General features: G+C 34.3%; 4 protein-coding genes. 2 read left to right on the forward strand and 2 right to left on the reverse strand.

Translation table 11 applies throughout. From position 1 onward, the window contains the following. The first annotated feature begins 212 nt into the window (after positions 1-212). Complete coding sequence (locus ACKI4K_RS00240) at positions 213-413, forward strand: MoaD/ThiS family protein (RefSeq protein ID WP_407421099.1); 201 nt, start codon at positions 213-215, stop codon at positions 411-413. 154 nt (positions 414-567) lie between these two features. After that, on the forward strand, positions 568-1,542 hold the full coding sequence (locus ACKI4K_RS00245) for an ABC transporter substrate-binding protein (RefSeq protein WP_407421101.1): 975 nt from the start codon (positions 568-570) through the stop codon (positions 1,540-1,542). Between the two features lie 20 nt (positions 1,543-1,562). On the opposite strand, the gene ACKI4K_RS00250 is transcribed toward ACKI4K_RS00245, so the two are convergent. After that, positions 1,563-2,183 carry a DUF447 domain-containing protein gene (locus tag ACKI4K_RS00250; protein ID WP_407421103.1) on the reverse strand — a complete coding sequence of 207 codons (621 nt, stop codon included), beginning with the start codon at positions 2,181-2,183 and terminating at the stop codon, positions 1,563-1,565. Positions 2,184-2,268: 85 nt separating this feature from the next. Continuing rightward, complete coding sequence (acs, locus tag ACKI4K_RS00255) at positions 2,269-4,365, reverse strand: acetate--CoA ligase alpha subunit (RefSeq protein WP_407421105.1); 2,097 nt, start codon at positions 4,363-4,365, stop codon at positions 2,269-2,271. Positions 4,366-4,504 lie beyond the last annotated feature (139 nt).

Below are 4,504 nucleotides of genomic sequence, written 5' to 3' on the forward strand. Positions count from 1 at the left end.
TTATTTTCTAATTAATTTTTAAAACATTATCGGATATTTTAAACAGTTTTATAGTTTTTTAATAATTTTTTTGTATTTTCATAGAAAACTTTATACTGTACAAAGATAATATAACAATTGTTAATTTAATTGTTGAGAATATTAATGCCTCAAGATTAACTGTAACATAAAATCTTACTTTGCCAGAAGTAATAAGATATTAAGGTGATGTGATGGAATTTGTCTTAAAATTCAAACAAGTTCATGAAAAAAGGGAATTGAAAGAAGATTATACAATTATAAATTTGTTAGATGACTTGAATTTGTCTTCCCAAACAATTGTAGCAAAGCAAAATGGTGATTTGGCAATTGAAGAAAGTGTAATTGAGGACGGTGATGAAATTCAATTGATTCAGATAATCTATGGTGGATGATATTTTAGGAAAGGTTTATATCTTTTTAGATTAAAACTATTATTGGGGATTCAAAATATAACAATTGTTAATAAAGTTAAGTGGTAATATATTTATAGTACACTTGTAATATTAATAATTGTAATTAATTTAAATTAATTAACGGTGAATATAAATGAATAAAAAGTTTGCATTTATTTTAGTGTTAGTGCTTGCTGTATTTTTAGTAATGGGTTCAGCTAGCGCAGGGCTCTTTGATTTCTTAGGGGGTGGAGGAGACAACACTGTAAAGATAGGTTATTTACCTTCTGATCATGATGCAGCATTATTTGTTGCTGATGCTCAAGGTTTATACAAACAAAAAAACATTACTACCGAACTAGTTCAATTCAACAATGGTGGAGACTTGATGACTGCTATGGCCAGTGGTGAAGTCAATGTTGGATATGTAGGAATTGCTCCAGTATTATCTTCTGTTGCAAAAGGAGTCCCTGTTAAAGTTATTTCTTCTGCTCAAACTGAAGGTAGTGGAATTGTTGTAACTAAGGATTCTGGAATTAACTCAGCTGCTGATTTAAAAGGAAAAACTATTGCAACACCTGGTGAAGCTTCAATTCAACATGTTTTACTTTCATACTACTTAAAAGAAAATGGATTGTCTACTGATGACTTAAATATTTCTGCTATGAAAGTTCCTTCAATGAATGATGCTTTAAAAACAAAACAAATTGATGGAATTATCACTTTCCAACCTTATGTGTCTATTGCTGCAAATGACAGTAATAATAAGGTGTTGGCTGATTCAATGGCTATCTTACCAAATCACCCATGTTGTGTAGTTGTCGCATCTGATGACTTTATCAAAAACCATGAAGATACTGCAAAAGACATTATTGCTATTCATGAAAATGCCACTAACTTCATTAATGAAAATGTTAAAAATGGCAGTGCCGATAAAGTAGTGGAACTCTTGCCTAAAGATATTGTATCTGATGCAAGTTTGGAAGCTAAATCATTAGAAAGTTTCCCATTCATTTTCGGTTTGAATAATACTTTCAAAGCAGATGTGGATGCATTCCAAAAACTTGAAGTGGATATTGGTATTTTAAACAAAACATTATCCCACAATGATTTGTACTGGGAAGCATAGTTAATTAACTATGCTTTTTTTTAATTTTTTTCGTATTCTTCTTTAATAATATTCATCGCTTCTTTTGACTGTTTATTTCCGATTCTTCCAATCATTCTGTCATTTTCAATGACCCGTTCCATATAGACACTTCTTTTTTCATCATCAACGATTTTATATCTTGAAAAATTAACAAGACATTCAATTATTCCCGGCAGTGCCCTATTAAATGCTTTAACACTTTCATCATGAATGACAACTTCTTCAATCTTGCCTTTAATCATAAATATGCTTTGGTCATTGTCAATTGGTGTATTTTCAGCTTTTTGTTCTTGAATATCAACTACATTAACAACAATATAAGATCCCGCATCTTTTAGGATAGCGATATCGCCATCATCCGTGTAATATTCATCTGGAAGTCTGTCGATTGTTGATCTTGTGAAAATTAGGGGGTCCTGTGTTATGTTCACCACATATTTTCTAGTTTCCTGAATGTTTTTCAAGGTCTTTGAGCCTTCAAATATCCTACAGCCGATGTTGTCTTCGCCAAAATATTTCAATCCAATGGCCGCTGAGTTCTTATTTCCTGCACTGTCGATAGTTGTATAAATACATTCATATCTTTCATCAGTCCTTATTCCGATGTTGTCCAGATTCATATTATCACATCCTTAAAAAAAGCAGTCAAATAGTTAAATAATAAATAAAAAGAAAAAAAAGAGTTAATTTCTCAAATTGGAGAAATTATAATTTAATTTTAATATCGAGTGCGCTTGAACCTTCTTCGTATACAAATATTGGGTTGATATCCAGTTCGGATATTTCAGGGAAGTCTAAGGTTAATCTAGCTACTCTTTTAATAGCTTCTTTGACTTCTTCCACATCACAAGGTGCTTCTCCTCTGTATCCTGCAAGCAGTTTGGACACTTTGGTTGATTCAATTTGTTCTTCAATTTCTTGGGAACTCATTCCTTTTGCAAGGTTGAATGAAACATCTTCGATGAGGTTTACATAGATTCCGCCCATACCAAATGCAATCATAGGTCCAAATTGTTTGTCCCTAATCATGCCGACAATGACCTCTTCACCGGAGTCCATCATTTTTTGGACTTCTACACCATCAGGAACAATATCCGGGTGTGCAGCTTTGGCATTTGCAATAATTTCCTCATAAGTTGCTTTTGCTTCTTCCACGCTGCTGATTCCAACTTTCACACCTCCGATATCGGATTTGTGTAAAATCTTATCTGATGCAATTTTAAGCACTACTGGGAATTCCATTTCTTCGGCAAGTTCACCTGCTTGTTCTGCAGATGTGGATAATTTGATTGGTGCTGCTGAAATTCCGTAAGCTTCAGCCACGGCGTATGCTTCACTACCGAGCAATGTGTCTCTTCCGTCAGCTTTTACTTTATCGAATATTGCTTGCACTGCATCTTTGTCAACATCACTGATTTTTTCAATGACATCATCATACTCTCTAGATTCTAGCCTTGCGTATCTTGTCATTGCTTCAAGTGCGGTTACTGCAGTTTCTGGGAATACATAGGTTGGCACCCCATTGTCTCTTAAAGCTTCATTTGCAGCTTCAAAGGATGGTCCTCCCATATTAACAACAATGATTGGTTTGTCAAATTCTTTTCTCTCTTCTAATATTGCTTGAGCGATTCCATCAGGGTCTGCTGATGCGGTAGGACAAACCATAATTATTAAACTGTCGACTTCATCTTGACTTAATACGATTTCGAGAGATTCTTTGTATCTGCTTACCGGTGCATCACCCAATACGTCAATAGGGTTTTTAGCACTTCCTTCTTCAGTGACGCATTCTTTTAATCTTGCGGTTGTTTCTTCATCAAATTTAACAAGGTTTAAACCGACTTTTTCCATTGCGTCAACTGTAAGTACGCCTCCACCACCGGCATTGGTGATGATGGCTACATTGTCACCTTTTGGAAGTGGTGCTTTGGAGAATGCCAAACCTAAGTCAAATAGTTCTGCCATGGTTTCTACACGCATAATTCCGGATTGTCTGAATGCGGTATCAAATGCCAAGTCACTTCCTGCAAGCGCTCCTGTGTGTGAGGATGCTGCTTCTGCTCCGGCAGAACTTGAACCGGATTTAAGTACAATAATCGGTTTTTTATGGGCAGTTTCTCTCATGGTTCTTACAAAGTCTTCATCATCAGAAATGGATTCAAGATAACATATAATTACAGCTGTTTCATCATCTTCAGCCAAGTATTGTAATAATTCGATTTCACTTACTCCAGCTTTGTTACCTAAACTGATTACTTTACTGAATCCAATTCCAGAAGTTACACTCCAATCGATAATAGCCACCATCATAGCTCCACTTTGGGAAATAAATGCCATATTTCCGGTTGGTGGCATCATTTGTGAAAAGGATCCGTTTAATGGAGTGTGTGAATCAGTAATTCCTAAACTGTTTGGTCCAATAATGTTTATTCCATATTCTTTACCAAGTGCTGTTAATTCAGCTTCTAGTTTAGCTCCTTCACCGCCAACTTCTTTAAATCCAGCAGTAATAACCACCATATTTTTAACACCTTTTTCACCACATTCTTTAACAGCGGTGTTTACAAATGGGGAAGGAATTGTTATGATTACTAAATCAACATCTCCAGGAACATCGGCAATGTTTGCATAAGCTTTTTTACCTAAGATTTCCCCACCTTTCGGGTTTACTGGATATATTTCGCCTTCAAATCCATCATTGATAAGGTTATCGACAATGATGTATCCTACTTTTCCGGGTGTATTGGAAGCACCAATAACAGCCACAGATTCAGGTTTAAACATCTTATTGAGATCTATCATAAGTTTCTCTCCTTATTTTTTTGATAACGTCATGTTAATTTATAATGATAAATAATTAACAATTATTATAATAATAGTTAGGTCATATTATTATTTAAATATATTGTTTATTTTTTAATTTAAGACTGTTTAATTTAAT

Source organism: Methanobrevibacter sp., assembly GCF_045644645.1.
Classification (GTDB): Archaea; Methanobacteriota; Methanobacteria; order Methanobacteriales; family Methanobacteriaceae; genus Methanocatella.